Source organism: Sorangium sp. So ce693 (genome assembly GCF_051521375.1).
GTDB classification, from domain to species: Bacteria; Myxococcota_A; Polyangia; order Polyangiales; family Polyangiaceae; genus Sorangium; species Sorangium atrum.
Map to the genome: position 1 here is coordinate 7112391 of NZ_CP150347.1, position 13209 is coordinate 7125599.

Here is a 13209-nt window from a genome sequence, read left to right on the forward strand (position 1 = left end):
GCGATCACGAGCGCCGCGGCCCGCGCCCGGCAGCGTCCCGCCGCGGCGCCAGCCGGCCTCGCCTCCGCCCGCGCGCCGCGAGCGCGAGGGCGGCGAGCGCGCCGAGCCCCGCCGAGATCGGAGCCCCGCCCGACGCGCCGCCGAAGCTGCACCCGCCGTCGTCCTCCGCTGCGCCAGATCCCTCGTCAACGCCAGCGCCCGTCGTTGCGCCCCCGCCCGTGCCCGCGCCAGCGCCCGTCGTTGCGCCCCCGCCCGTGCCCGCGCCCGCGCCCGTCGTCGCATCCCCGCCTGCGCCCACCGTGGCGCTGCTGCTCGCGCTCGTCGTTGCGCCCCCGCCCGCGCCCGTCGCGCCGCCACCGGCGCCGGCGCCGGCGCTGGCGCTGGAGCTTGCGGGGGCAGGGTCGGAGGACTTGAGCACCAGATCCGCACAGCGGTAGTACAGGGTGGCCGGCCTCCTGTCCGTCATGACCTGGATGAGCTGAAGCGTGCAGTTGTCACACTCCACGTCCGGGAGCGTGACCTCCGCCGAATACGACCCTCCCTTCTTGTCGGCGATGCCGTCGAGCAGGCAGCCCTTGTCGACCCCCGGCTCGCAGAGATCGTTCTCGTTCGCCGGCTCCGGGAAATCGTCGAAGCCGTCGTCGTCGAACATGATCCGGAAATGCCCGGGGTGATCGATCGTCTCGTTCCACGTCACCGTGATGGTCTCGCCCGGCTCGAACACGGTGACGGTCTCGCCCCGCGCATCGCCACGAGCACCGCAAGGCGACACCTTCTGCTGGTCGTCCGCGTGCCTCGGCGCGGGGGACGTGAGGTCGATGTGCGCGCGGCTCACGCCAGCGAACGACATCACGGCGGCCACTACGAACGATCCCATCAGCATGCAACGCATCGATCCACCTCCTCAGAGCTCGCGGGCAGCGCAATCTACACAGCGGCTCATCGTCTGTCTGCGACGTCCTCAAGCAAGGAATTTTCTATGGACAAGACGCCAGCGACCGACGCCGCGAACCGCCGGGCTCAGCCCGGTGAAGGCGCTCGGGCTTGCCTTTCGTGGCGAATTCAGCGATCCCACCCGGGGCGGAGGGGCGCCCCTGGAACGCCGATCAGGTAGAAACGCTGTGTCCATGCGGCTCTCCGTGAAGGGAGGCCAGCACGGACCGCGTGGGGGCGGGGCGGGGGCGGCGCGTGCCGCCCCCGGTGACAAAAGCGGAGGTTCATCATCATGGAGCAGCGCGCACTCGGTTCTACTGGCGTCAAGATCCCGGTCGTCGGACAGGGCACCTGGCAGATGGAGATAGGCGATGAGGCCGCCTGCATCGACGCCATCCGGCGGGGGATCGACGCGGGCATGACGCACATCGACACGGCGGAGATGTACGGCTCGGGCGCTGTCGAGGCGCTCGTCGGCAAGGCGATCGCCGGCCGCCGCGACGAGGTGTTCCTCGCCTCCAAGGTGCTGCCGAGCAACGCGAGCTACTCCGGCACGATCGCCGCGTGCGAGCGCAGCCTGGAGCAGCTCCGCACCGACCGGCTCGACCTCTACCTCCTCCACTGGCCCGGGCCGCACCCGCTCGAGGAGACGTTCCGCGCCTTCAAGGACCTGAGGGACCGTGGCAAGATCCGGTATTTCGGCGTCAGCAACTTCGACCAGGCGGAGCTCTCGAAGGCGATCGCCATCGCCGGAGCGCGCGAGATCGCCTGCAACCAGGTGCTCTATCACCTGCTCGAGCGGTCGATCGAGCACCGGGTGCTGCCGCTCTGCGAGCGGCACGGCATCGCGGTCGTCGCCTACAGCCCGTTCGGCTCGGGCCGGTTCCCGGCGCCGGACAGCACGGCGGGCAGGGTGCTCGCGTCCGTCGCCGCCGCCCACCGCGCGACGCCGTGGCAGGTCGCGCTGCGCTTCCTGCTCCGCCGCCAGCCGATCTTCGTGATCCCCAAGGCCGCGAACGCCGCGCACGCGCTCGACAACGCGGCCGCGGGCGATCTGCGCCTCAGCAGCGAGGACATCGCCCGCCTCGAGACGGCCTTTCCGCTCGGGCGGGATCGCGGCGTGCTGCCGACGCTGTAAAGCGGGCGGCGAACAGAGGAACCGTGAGGACGCCAGAAGCCACCAAGATTGGAATTTCCGCCTGGCGCCTTCTGGCACCTTGGCGTGTCTTTCCTTCACGAGCTCGGCTTCGTTTCGCCGGACGGCGAGGGCCTCTCGGCGGGCGGCCGAGCGTGGCATACTGCGCACATGAGCCACGCACGCCTATCCTCGCTTCTCTTCGGGCTTTCTCTCGCCGCCTGCAGCGGCTCGGTCGAGATCCCGTCGAGCGACGGTAGCGCCGATGATTTTCGCAATCTCTGCGGCGGCACGGTCGACATGCCGTCCGGCAGCGGCGGCACGGCCAGCACTGGCGACACCGGCGACGGCGGCGGCACCGGCGGTGCTGGCGGCTCCGCCAGCTCGACCTCGAGCGGCGGGACACCGCTCGCCTGCGGAGGGCGCAGCGGCGGGGTCTGCAGCGCGGAGGAGTACTGCGACTTCCCCGACGACTCGTGCGGAACGTTCGACACCATCGGCAGGTGCACCCCCCGGCCCGGGGGGTGCCCGGAGGACTGCCCGGGCGTCTGCGGGTGCGACAACCAGTTCTACTGCAATGCGTGCGCTGCGCAGCAGGCCGGCGTGGACGTCTCGATGAATGCGTCCTGCGTCGAGCCCGAGGTCGGCCGCTACACCGTCTCTTACTGGCCCGGCGGGTACGATCACCTCACCATCTACAAGGCCCGACCCGAGGCGGACCTCTGCGTGGTGCTCTACGCCGAGGCGCCGAGCAGGCAGTCGCCCGAGGGCTTCGCCATCGTCACGGTCCCGGAGGTGTGGAGTGTGTCGCGCATCCTGATGAGCAAGGGGGCGGCCAGCTGCACGCCGGACGGCCAGGGCTCAGCTGGCGCCGCCGTGAGCGCGACCAGCGCGACCGGGAGCCTGACGGTGCAGACCTCGGGGAGCACGTCTTTCCCATCCACCATCGACCTGGACATCACCGTGGTCTTCCCGGAGGAGCCCACGACCGACCGCCTCCGCGCGACGGGCCTGGTCGTGGGCACCGGGGAGAACTAGCGGACCCTGGGAGCCGCCGTCAGCGCTTCTTCACACCGCCGCCGCGCTGGGCCTTCTCCGCCTCGTCGAGCCGCCGCCGCGCGTCGTCCAGGGCCGCCTGGCTGGCGTGGCCCTTCGGGAGCGCCTCGTAGCCGGCCACCTCCTCGCGCAGCGTGGCGACCTGCTCCGCGCCCCGCCCGAGCCGCTGCTGGATCTCCGCGCGGAGCTTCAGGTAGCGCAGCCGGCGCGGGCCATAGGCGCGCCCGATGGCGCGCTCCACCGCGGCGAGCGCCTCCGCCTCGCGGCCCATCGCGTGGAGCACCTGCGCGAGCCGCGCGGGCGGCTCGTACGACGCGGGCATCTGCGCCTCGCGCTGCGAGAGCATCACGATCGCCTCCTCGCCGCGGCCGAGCGCGACATAGGCCATGGCGCGCCCGTAGTCGTACGCGGCGGCCGCCTCGGGCGTCTTCGCCTCCTTCGCGGCCCGCTCCAGCACGGCGAGCTTCGACTCGCTCGCAGCGCGGGCCCCGCCCGCATCGCCGAGCGCCTCGAGCCCCTCGGCGAGCAGGCCCCACGCGTCGGCCCTGTCGTCCGCGCTCGCGTCCGCGGGCGGGCTCGCGACGATCGACCGCAGCCGGGCGACCGCCGCCTCGCGCGCGGCCCGCTGGGCCTTGCCGCCGGGGAGCGCGGCCGCGCAGGAGAGCAGGACGCTCGCGAAATCGGCGGGCAGCGCCGCGCCCTTCACCTCGCCGACGTGCGCGCTGCCGAGCTCCACGCACGCCGCGGCGTCCTTCTTGCGGTAGAGCGCCGCCAGGAGGCCGAGCAGCGCCTCGCTGCGCCGCGGCCACGCCTCTCCGCCCCGGGCCAGGGCGCGCCGGTAGGCGGACACCGCCGCGGCGTGGTCACCGGCGCTGTGGGCCCGCTTCGCCTCGACAAGCAGGCGGTTCGGATCGTCCGCCGGCAGCGCCGACGCAGCCTTGGAATCCATCGCGAGCAGCGCGTCACGGATCAGCTCGCGCAGCTCCTCGACCGAGGCGGCGCCCCGCCAGAGCCCGATCACCTCGCCGGCCGCCGGCTCGAGGACGAAGAACGTCGGCCACACCGTCACCTCGTGACGCTCCAGGAACGGCGCGCTCTCCGGTCGATCCGTGTCGACGTCCGCGAACACCACCCGATCGGCGAGCGGGCGCAGCGACGGATCGGTCAGCACGTAGTGCTTCATGCTCAGGCACGTGTGGCACCACGGCGCCCACGCATCGACGAACAGCGCCTTGCCCTCCGTCCGAGCCTTCTCGCGCGCGCGAGACACGTCGTCGTGGATGAACTCGAGCGGCGGCCTCGCCGCGGTCGGCTCCGGCCTCTCGGCCGGCGCCGGCCTCTCGGCGGGCTCCGCAGCCGCGGCCGCGGGCGCCGCGGCAGCCGGCGGCGCGGGCGCGCGCGGCGGCGGCGAGGCAGTACAGGCGGCGAGCGTGGAGAGCGCGGTCGCGGACAGGAGGACGGGGAGCGACGCCGTGGGACGCACGCCGCCATGGTAGCCCGAGCGCGGCGGCCACGACAGGGGTTCACCCGGACGGTCGCAGCCGCCAGCCCGCAGCCGGGTAGCAGCGCCGCGGTCATCGCGACGCGCGCGAGGCGCCGTCGAACGGCTCAACGAACAAGGAGCGTCGGCGTCATGAGCCGTGGCCATCCTATCTGGCGCCCCCGAGCGCTGCCGCGCCGTCCTCGCCTGCATGGGGCCGCGCGCCAGACTCCCGGAGCGGCGACGCCTCTCTCGAGGCCTTGAAGCGCTGATCGACCACGAGCGGGACCTTCCCCGTGCGCTCGCTCCGCAGCAGCGCGCCCTCCGCGAGGACGTCGACCGACACCAGGATCGAGCCCCGCTCGACGGACTTCCCGAGGACCGGCAGGCGATCCAGGATCTTCCGCCGTATCTCTCGCTCGTCCAGGTGAGCGCCCTCGAGGCGGACCACCAGGTGGGCGTTGTGCTTGTAGCGCTCGAGCACGATCTGCATGGCCGAGGGGCCCTCGTCGGAGAAGGCCTTGACGAGCTGGTGCACCCAGACCGTGGCGTCGCTGGAGAGCTTCAGGAACTCGCCCCCGCGGCCGAGGAACTCGATCTTTCGATAGGGCAGCCCGCACGCGCATGCCTCGTCGAGGAAGCGGCCTCGATCGCCGATGTCGTAGCGGACCAGCGGATAGAGCGTCCGGTAGAGCGACGTGAGGACGATGCGCCCCTCCTCGCCCTCCTCCACCGGCCTGCCGTCGTCGTCGACAATCTCGACGTGGTTGAAATCGTCGAGGGTGTGGTGCTCGTTCCCCGTGCAATGCGAGCACTGGAAGCCGAACTGCAGGGCGTCGACCGACGCGATCACGGAGGCGATGCGCCTCACCCCCATGTGCGTCCTGAGCCAGTCGGCGTCCACCGGCGACAGCCCAGCGCCGCCGTAGAGGAGCAGCTCGAAGCCGAAGGACGGCTCGACCTCGTGGATCTTGCGCAGCTTGTGCATGAAGGAGAGCGGATTGGCGAACAGCACGTCGATGCGCATCCGGCGGGCGGCGTTGAGGAAGAAGGCCGGGTCGACGTGGGGGCCAAAGGGCAAGCTGCGCGCCCCGAGCTCGAGCAGCTCGTGCTCCAGCGTGATCAGCCCGCCATAGAGCTCGCCGATGGCGAGGCAATTGGCGACATTGTGCTCCTTGCGCACCCCCATCAGGCTCAGCATCCTGACGCCGGAGCGGATCATCTCCCTGATCTCGGCGCCCGAGTAGATCGAGAACTTCGGCTCTCCGGAGGTCCCGCCTGTCTGGAGGACGACGCCGCCGTGCTCCTCGCCGCTCTTCAGGCTCTCGGGGGCCGTCATCATCGTGTCGCTGTAGGCCTTCTGCGTGGTGACCGGGGCCAGCGCCAGCGCGTCGAGGCCGGTCGCGTCCCGCGGGAGGATCCCCGCGTAGTACTCGGCGCGGCGCGCGGCGGTGAGCACCCGGTCCAGGCGTCCCACGACCTCCCTACGGAGCTCCCGTGTCGTGCGCGCCGCCGGCGCGCTCTCGTGTCTCATGCTCATGACATTTCCTCAGAAAAGGCCTGACGGCCGACTGCTAGGGTGACGAGGCAGAACAGGGTGGCCATGCCCGCGACGAAGCCGACGCCCCACGGCGCGCTCCAGCTCAGCAGCTTGGTCGTGCCGCCGATGCCGATGACGGTGACGATGGACACCAGCAGAAAGCGGAAGCTCGATATGCGGCCCTTCTGCGCCGGCGGCATCCGCTGGTAGAGCTTCGACGTGAGCAGCGCGTTGGTGAAGCCGATCGCGGCGCCGAGGCCCAGGAACGACGCGGTTGTCGCCGCCCTGCTCCGCGCGACCGTGATGACCGTGAGGAACAGGACCTGGAGCAGCTGAAACCCGACGAGGTGCCGCGGGCTCCCCCCCTTCCTCGCGAGCAGGAACGTGATGACCGCCCCGGCCGCGAACGCACCGTCCAGCCCCGAGAGCCACACCGCATCGCCGCCGAACCGGCTGTTGACGAGCGGCACGAGGATCAGGTTCAAGCATGCCATGACGGCGAGATCGCCTGTCGAGATCGCCACGTGGACGAAGAGCGACGGCGTGCGCCGCATCCCTTGCGCCAGCTCCTTCCAGTCCTTGATCACCTGCGAGAGCGAGACGAGCGCGGCGCGGCGCGCCGGATCGCCGGAGACCTCCAGCCTCCAGAGGATCAGGCTCGTGGCCAGGAACAACCCAGCATCGATGAGGAACACGACGGAGTAGCTGAGGCGCGCGAGCAGCACGCCGACGGCCCCGACGCCGAGCAGCTGACCGAGCTGGAGCAGCAGCATCGCGAGCGACGAGTAGCGGACCTGCTCCTCCTTCGCGACCACCCCCGGCACCAGCGCGAAGGCGGCGGTCTTGTAGAAATGGGAGCCGACCTTGAGCAGCGCCGAGAGGGCCACGACGGCGATCGTGGCCTCGTACCCTGGATGGAGCGCCAGCGCGGCCAGCATCACCATGATGAGCGCGCGGTTGATCCCGGCAGCCGAGGCGACGAGCTTGGGATTGAGCCTGTCGATGATCGGCCCCGCGTAGATCTGGCTCAGCACGCCGATCAGGTAGTCGAAGCCGAGCACGAACGCGAAGGACGACACCGCTCCTGTCCGGTCGAACAGGAACTTGCCCAGCGCCAGCGTGTGCATTCCATCGGCGACGTTGGTGAGGAGCGTCGCGGTCAGGAGGCGCCGCTTCAACTGACCACCTCCGTCGCGTGCGGGACGACCCGGATCTCCTCGCTGAGCCGCCGCACGACCTCGGCGACCTCGGCGCTGTCCCCGCCGCGCACGATTGCCGCCGCGGGGACTTCCCAGTACTGGTGCGTCACCGACTTCTTCAGCCGGTCGGGGGGCTGCGCGACACGGAGCTTCACGACAGCGCCCGAGCCCGGGAGCCAGTCAGGCGTCGTCACACGGCACGAGGCCTCGGGGAAATGATGGCCCGGCACGACCAGCCAGCCGAACCACGGCCCCTCTGTCTTCGTGACCTCCCGGACGGGCCCCCCGGGCAACGGGCGACCGAGCCGCCGCGCCTGAGCCCGGATGAGGACGTCGATCTCCTCGGTCGGTATGTGGACGCCGGTCGAGGCCTCCGTCGCCGGGATGACATCGGCGCCGCCCGCGCGGTTGGCGACCTCCAGGAACACGAGCTCCTCCGGCCCCTCGATCACCTCGAGGTGGAAGGCGCCGTCGACGATGCCGACAGCGCGCAGGCAATCGAGGAAGAACGCCCGGTACTGGTCCGACATCCTGAACTGCGCCGAGCCGAGCGGCTTGCTGCCCCACGCGTACTCGAGCGGCGTGTTGACGTAGCGGCTCGCCACGATGAGGCGCGGGGCGCCCCCATCCATCACGCCGTCGACATGGAGGATGGGCCCCTCGACGAACTCCTCGATCTCTCCGTCCGCGTAATACTCGTCGTTCTCCGGCCGGACGACGAAGGCGAGCGCCTCGCGCGGTGAGCCGAAGACGTGCACGCCGATGCTGCTGGCGCCCAGCGTCGGCTTCAGGATGGTGCGCCCCTCCCACGGCACGGACGCGACCGGGGCGCCCTTCTCCACCGTCCGGAGGTCGATGTTGCGCGGGCTCCTCAGGCCGGCCGCCGCCACGAGCCGCTTCATGAGGATCTTGTCCTTGAACTTCAGCAGCTCGTCGTAGCGAGGACCCGGGATCCCGAGGTGCTCGCGCACCTCGCCCGCCTCGTGCAGGTCGAACTCCGACAGGGCCATGACCATCTCGTAGCCGTCCGCCGCCGAGACGATCGCGTTGATCTCCACGTGACGCTTCGCCGCGCCTGGGATCACGAGCCTCTCGCAGCGCAGGCCGGCCGGCAGATCCGCGATGCGCGCCGCTGTACCCACGTACGTGACGTCGTGCGCGCCGTGATCGAGCGCGCGATGATACTCCATTTTTCGATAAGGCACTGTGTGCATGATGAGGATTTTCATACCTGGGACCTTTCAGACCTGAATGAGGCTCGCTCCCCAAGAGAAGCCCACGCCGCTCGACACGACGACGACCCGCTGACCGGGACGGAGCCTGTTCGTCCTGAGGCCGTCGGCGAGCGCGAGGGCCGTGTCCGTGGAGCCGAGGTGACCGTAGTCGCGGAAGCTCAGATACGACTGCGACTCGCTGAGGCCGAAGCGCGCGAGGACCTCGCGCAGCACCCGCTGATCGCCCTGGTTCATGAACAGGTAATCGATGTCCCGCGCCCGCAGGTTGGCCTCGTCCAGTACCTGCCCCACCAGCCTGGTGATGTAGTGCAAATACTGATCATGAAGGCTCACCTCCGCCGTGCACGGCTCCGTGACGATCGTGGACGCGCCCCGGGGGAGCTTGTACAGATCCACGTACGTGCCGTCCGTCGCGAACGCGCTCGACAGGACGTGGAGCGACGGCGCGTACCGGTCGCACAGGAGGGCCGAGGCGGCGTCGGCGAAGTTGAACAGGCTCTTCGACCCGGGATCCGTGTGATCGACGTAGCTCGACAGCGTGTCGGCGCAGATCAGGAGCGCCCGCCGGTAGGAAGAGGTCGCCAGCATCAGCCCCTTGATCACGTGGAGCGCCGCGTTCAGCGAGTTGCAGCCGTTGCTCAGCTCGAAGCAGAACGCGCCCTTCGCGCCGATGGCCGCCTGGATCTTGCCTGCCGGTGACCAGAGCGCGTGGTCGGTGAGGCCGGTCGAGGCGTAGACCAGGAGATCGATGCTGTCCGATGCGAAGGGGTGGCGCGCCCTCAGATCGTCGATCGCCTCCAGCGCGAGCTCGACGCACCGCCGCCCCTGCGCCACCGGCTTGGAGGCGAGCTGCATCTTGTCCGTGAAGAACTCGATCGGCACCCCGGACGCCGCGCTGATCGAAGAGGCGCTCATGCGCGCCGGCGGGACGCAGAGCCCTAGTTCAACGATGCCAAACATGCTTCCTTCTCCGCGGTCAGCGCGTCACGCCGGACTCGATGGACAGGCGGTACATCGTGCGCGGGATCTCGGGGTCGGAGGCCATCGCGGCGTGGATCAGCGACGGGTTGTCCCAGATCAAGAGGTCGCCGACGCGCCAGTGGTGGCGGTAGATGGTGTGCTCGCGCGTCGCGTGCGCGTGCAGCTCCTCGAGCGTCTGCTGGCTCTGCTCCCACCCCATCCCCTCGAAGCTCAGGGTGTATCCGTCGCTGATATAGAGCGCGGGCCGCCCGGTGAGCGGGTGCTTGCGGACGACGGGGTGGGTGACATCGGGGATGGAGAGCCGTAAGCGATCGTCGATCTCCCGGAGCGACTGACCCACGTCCTGGGCCGTGACCTTGTATCGCTTGCGGATCGTGTGGACGGCCGTGCGTCCCTCCAGCGTCGCGCGGAGCTCCGGCGAGAGCTCGTCGAGGGCGAGGTACATGGAGGCGAACAGCGTGTCCCCCCCCGCCGGCGGCACCTTGAGGGAATAGAGGAGCGTCGTGTTCGCGGGGTTCGCGATGTACGAGGAGTCCGAGTGCCAGAAGTTGCCCACGCGCGCGACGCCGAGCGGCTTCCCGTCGACCTTCTCGTTCGACGTGACGAGGATCTCGTCGAACTCCGGGTGGCGGTAGTTCGAGAGGAGGAACGGCAAGATCGGCCCCATGCGCCGGCCCGTGGCGACGAGCTCGGCGGGCATCAGCTCCTGATCGCGGAGCAGGAGGAGCTGGTGCCGGAGCAGGAGGTCGAGCAGCGCCGTCCCGTTGCGTCTCACGTCGAAGCCGACCAGCTCGGCGCCGAAGTACTTTGAAAGAGGCCTCAATTCATAGCTCATACGCAGTTCTCCAATGGCCAAGCAGGCCCTCAAAAAAAATATTGACTCGACATACCCGCGCGAGATGCTCGGGGAATACCGCGCTCCCCGCGTCCTTCGCGTCGAAAATGCGCCGCGGATCTGCTCAGTGGCTTCAGCTGGTCGCGGCGATGATGTGCGCCAGCGCGATGACGAAAGCGCGAATCTCGCGCTCTGTGTGCGACGAGGACACGATCACGCGGAGCCGCTCCTGCCCGCGCGGCACGCTCGGGAAATTGATGGGTTGCACGTAGAAGCCGTGCTCTCTGAGCAAGGTATCCGAGATGCTCTTGCACCTGAAGGAGTCGCCGATCATCACCGGCACGATGTGGCTCGGGCTGTCCATGACCGGGAGACCGTGGCGTCGGAGCTCGTCCTTGAGCAGGCTCACGTTGGCGAAGAGCCGCTCCCGCTCGACGTTGCTCTGCTTCAGGTGCCGCACCGACGCCAGCGCGGCGGCCAGGACGAGCGGCGGGAGCGAGGTCGTGAAGATGAAGCCCGGCGCCATGAGCCGGACGGCGTCGACGACGAAGCGGTCCCCCACCACGTAGCCGCCGGTCGCCCCGTGGGCCTTGCCGAAGCCGCCCTGGAACATGTCGATCTCGTGTGCCAGGCCCAGGGAGTCCGCGACGCCGGCCCCGGTACGACCGTAGACCCCGACGCCGTGGGTCTCGTCGAGGAAGATCATGGCGTTGTGACGGTGCTTGAGGCGACACACCTCTTCGAGCAGCCCGAAATGGCCGTCCATCGAGTAGATCGACTCGAGGACGATCAGCTTCGGCGCGTCCGCCGGCAAGGCCTTGAGCTTGGCCTCGAGATCCGAGACCGAGTTGTGCTCGAAGATGACCCTCTTGAGCCCGCTCTTGCGGATGCCTTCGATGAGCGACCGGTGGTTCTTGCTGTCCGAGAGCACGGTGATCTCGGGCATCAGCTTGCCGATGACGCCCAGCGTCTCCTCGTTCGCCACGTAGCCGCTGTTGAAGAGCAGAGCGGACTCCTTGCCGTGCAAGGCTGCGAGCTCGGCTTCCAGCTCCACGTGGTAGTGGGAGGTGCCGGAGATGTTGCGCGAGCCGCCGGAGCCGAGGCCTTGCTCGTCGAGCACGTTCCGGGCTGCAGCGACCACGCGCTCGTGGTTGCTCATCCCGAGGTAGTCGTTGCTGCAGAACACGCTCGCCTTGTGCTGCGCGCCGCGCCTGTCGAAATAGGCGTTCGGGTAGTCGTCGGCGATGCGGCGGAGCGGCAGGAACGTCCGGTAGCTGCCGTCCACCATGGCCTTGGTGACAAAATCCGCTGCTGCCTTCACGAGGACGTTGCGTTGATTGCGAGAACTGACGGGAGTCGTCTGCGTCACGTTCGATATCTCCTTCTATGTACCGATGGGTGTCCGCCGGTCTGCGGCGCACACACGAAACCTCAACCATGTGGACATCCGCCATGAACCGCGCCCAGGCCGTGATCCGCGGCGCAGTCGATGAAGCAATCCGGATTGGGCCTCACCTCGGCGCCGAAGAGGCGCCGGTGCTTCTGGCGGCCCCGGTCGACGGCCTGGCTCCGCTCGTCGCTCGATCCAAGAGACGTTGAACCGCCTGAAGAACATTCTTTCGATGGGATCGAGCCCTACATGGCGACAGGAACGCGGCGGCCGATTGCAACCCACGGTCCATCCGGCCATCGCCCCTCTCCGGCCCCGGATCGCGCTGGCGCGGCCCGGGCGGCGGTCGAGGCCATCAGCGGGCTTCGGACGAGCGCTTGCGCGACTGCGCAACACGGGTGAGCAAGGGTCGGGAGGCGGGCCTGCGAAGAGATCGCTTGTCCTGGCTCGACGTCGGCCGGATGATCCCGGGAGGCTCGCCGGCACGGCGCTCGCGGCCGCGACCGACAGGTCCCCCCGCCGGGCGAGCAGCGGCGGTTCGCCGGCCGGAGCCGGAAGGCGGGCGAGCCGGAGCCGGACGTCGCGCGCGGGCCGCCTGGCCAGCTCGCGCCCAGATTGCGCTGCCGGTCGCGCGCAAAGCTGGTACAGTCCGGCCGCGGTGAACGATTACGCGGGCCGGTGCGGAAGCTGCGCGGCATTTACCAGGGTGCACGAGGATCCAGCGCGCGGCCGCGTCGGCGAGTGCGCCCTCGAGGTGTACCCGCCGCCGATCAAGGCGACAGCGACGTGCGCCCGCTACCGCGCCAAGGGCGCGCCGCCGCCGCCGCCGCCACCCCGGGCGGCGGGCCAGCCGCGCGGCACCGGCGTCAGGCCGCGGGCGCCCGAGCGCGCCCCGTCGCCGGAGCGCCGGCCGAGCGCGGCGCCGCAGAGCGCGGCGCCGCAGCCCTTCCGTTCGCCGCTGCCAAGGGAGATCGACATCGACATGGATATCGACGAGTTCCGCCGTGTGCTGCGCGAGGTGCTGTCCGAGGAGCTCGGCGTCGGCCGCGCGGAGCTGGGCGGCCGCTGGGAAGGCGGGGAGATCGTGCTCCGGCCGGGGAAGGAGGGCACGGCCGAGAAGCGCATCCCGCTCGACGTGTTCTTCCACAAGATCGTGATGCTCCGCGACAAGCTGCGCGTGCTGGAGCAGAAGATCAACGCGCACGAGGGGCTGAGCGACGCGGAGAAGGTCCAGCTCCAGGCGTACATCACGGGCTGTTACGGGACGCTCACGACGTTCAACGTGCTCTTCGCGCGCCGGGAAGACGGGTTCGCCGGCAGCGGCCGAGACAGCGACTGATACCCCATCTGAGCTGCGCCGAGAGCGACACGGCTCTCGATCTCGCGCGCGCGATGGGGGTCTGATCGCTCGGCCCTCACCTTCGG

11 protein-coding genes are annotated in these 13209 nt (G+C 69.9%); 3 read left to right on the forward strand and 8 right to left on the reverse strand.

Annotation, left to right across the window (positions count from 1 at the left end):
- Positions 1-4: 4 nt before the first annotated feature.
- Positions 5-877, reverse strand: coding sequence for an SCE4755 family polysaccharide monooxygenase-like protein (locus WMF14_RS26420; protein WP_437790463.1), 873 nt, complete (start codon positions 875-877; stop codon positions 5-7).
- Between the two features lie 348 nt (positions 878-1225).
- Here WMF14_RS26420 and WMF14_RS26425 point away from each other — a divergent pair, with 348 nt between their 5' ends.
- Both WMF14_RS26425 and WMF14_RS26430 read left to right on the forward strand, forming a co-directional pair.
- Positions 1226-2071 (forward strand): aldo/keto reductase, encoded by an 846-nt coding sequence (locus tag WMF14_RS26425; RefSeq protein ID WP_437790465.1) that lies wholly within the window; start codon positions 1226-1228, stop codon positions 2069-2071.
- A gap of 168 nt (positions 2072-2239) precedes the next feature.
- Entirely contained in the window at positions 2240-3106 is an 867-nt protein-coding gene (locus WMF14_RS26430) for a hypothetical protein (protein WP_437790467.1), read from the forward strand.
- Positions 3107-3125: 19 nt separating this feature from the next.
- Here the strand turns inward: WMF14_RS26430 and WMF14_RS26435 are convergent, their stop codons facing one another.
- The 7 genes from WMF14_RS26435 to hemA all read right to left on the reverse strand — a co-directional run bounded on the left by WMF14_RS26435 (position 3126) and on the right by hemA (position 11763).
- Positions 3126-4607: a thioredoxin family protein gene (locus WMF14_RS26435; RefSeq protein ID WP_437790468.1), complete on the reverse strand. Its 1482-nt coding sequence runs from the start codon at positions 4605-4607 to the stop codon at positions 3126-3128.
- Between the two features lie 166 nt (positions 4608-4773).
- The gene (locus WMF14_RS26440; RefSeq protein WP_437790470.1) at positions 4774-6144 is read right to left on the reverse strand and encodes a phenylacetate--CoA ligase family protein; all 1371 of its coding nucleotides are present in this window, start codon (positions 6142-6144) and stop codon (positions 4774-4776) included.
- Positions 6141-7322 (reverse strand): MFS transporter, encoded by a 1182-nt coding sequence (locus WMF14_RS26445; protein ID WP_437790472.1) that lies wholly within the window; start codon positions 7320-7322, stop codon positions 6141-6143. Before WMF14_RS26445 ends, WMF14_RS26440 begins: the two co-directional genes overlap by 4 nt.
- The gene (locus WMF14_RS26450) at positions 7319-8572 is read right to left on the reverse strand and encodes an ATP-grasp domain-containing protein (RefSeq protein ID WP_437790474.1); all 1254 of its coding nucleotides are present in this window, start codon (positions 8570-8572) and stop codon (positions 7319-7321) included. The genes WMF14_RS26445 and WMF14_RS26450 overlap by 4 nt, the downstream gene beginning before the upstream one ends.
- 12 nt (positions 8573-8584) lie before the next feature.
- Positions 8585-9538, reverse strand: a complete 954-nt coding sequence (locus tag WMF14_RS26455) for a 3-oxoacyl-ACP synthase III family protein (RefSeq protein ID WP_437790476.1) — start codon at positions 9536-9538, stop codon at positions 8585-8587.
- Positions 9539-9554: 16 nt separating this feature from the next.
- The gene (locus tag WMF14_RS26460) at positions 9555-10382 is read right to left on the reverse strand and encodes a TauD/TfdA dioxygenase family protein (protein WP_437790477.1); all 828 of its coding nucleotides are present in this window, start codon (positions 10380-10382) and stop codon (positions 9555-9557) included.
- Positions 10383-10527: 145 nt separating this feature from the next.
- Positions 10528-11763: a 5-aminolevulinate synthase gene (hemA, locus tag WMF14_RS26465; RefSeq protein WP_272093657.1), complete on the reverse strand. Its 1236-nt coding sequence runs from the start codon at positions 11761-11763 to the stop codon at positions 10528-10530.
- Positions 11764-12442: 679 nt separating this feature from the next.
- Between hemA and WMF14_RS26470 the strand changes: the two genes are divergently transcribed.
- Positions 12443-13123, forward strand: coding sequence for a hypothetical protein (locus WMF14_RS26470; protein WP_437790479.1), 681 nt, complete (start codon positions 12443-12445; stop codon positions 13121-13123).
- The last annotated feature ends 86 nt before the right edge of the window (positions 13124-13209 follow it).